At 54.2% G+C, this 530-nt stretch carries 2 protein-coding genes; one reads left to right on the top strand and one right to left on the bottom strand.

Annotated features, from left to right (window positions below; translation table 11 throughout):
* The coding region (locus HT737_RS16390) for a TonB-dependent receptor domain-containing protein (protein ID WP_182403285.1) at positions 1-307 on the top strand (307 nt) is incomplete at its 5' end.
* Between the two features lie 33 nt (positions 308-340).
* Here the strand turns inward: HT737_RS16390 and HT737_RS31240 are convergent.
* A partial coding sequence (locus HT737_RS31240) for a hypothetical protein (protein ID WP_220459416.1) occupies positions 341-530 on the bottom strand: 190 nt, incomplete at its 5' end.

Raw genomic sequence — 530 nt, 5'->3', positions numbered from 1 at the left:
GGCATCGTTGTGGGCCGACTACAAGTTCGATAGCGCGGCACTCGATGGCCTGCGTTTAGGCGGTGGTGTGCGTTATGTCGGTTATAGCTGGGCGGATGCGGAAAACACACTGAAGGTGCCATCTTACACGTTGTTCGACGCATCGATCGGTTATGACCTGGGCAAGGTCGGCTTGAAGGGCGTCGACGTTCGATTGAACGCGAACAACCTGACCAACGAGTCTTACGTGGTCTCCTGCGCCAGTCTGAGCTTTTGCTACATGGGCGAAGAGCGCAACGTCGCGGCCACGGTCAGCTACCAGTTCTGAACCTTAGCCTTGCATAAAAAAGCCAGCCCCTGATCATTCAGGGGCTGGCTTTTTCGATTTTAAAGGGCGCCGTTCAAACGGCCTCAGCTGAGGCGCTGTGATTACCCCCGTGAAAAACCGTTCCGGAAGAAGTAATCGGTTGCGTGGAAGATCAATACGGCTCAAGAAGCGGCCTGTTTTTTGAATTCCCTGAAACGACAAAACCCCTGTCTGCGTTAGCAGA

It is taken from the genome of Pseudomonas sp. MD195_PC81_125 (genome assembly GCF_014060985.1).
Classification (GTDB): Bacteria; Pseudomonadota; Gammaproteobacteria; order Pseudomonadales; family Pseudomonadaceae; genus Aquipseudomonas; species Aquipseudomonas parakoreensis.
This window is presented reverse-complemented; position numbering and strand designations above follow the sequence as displayed.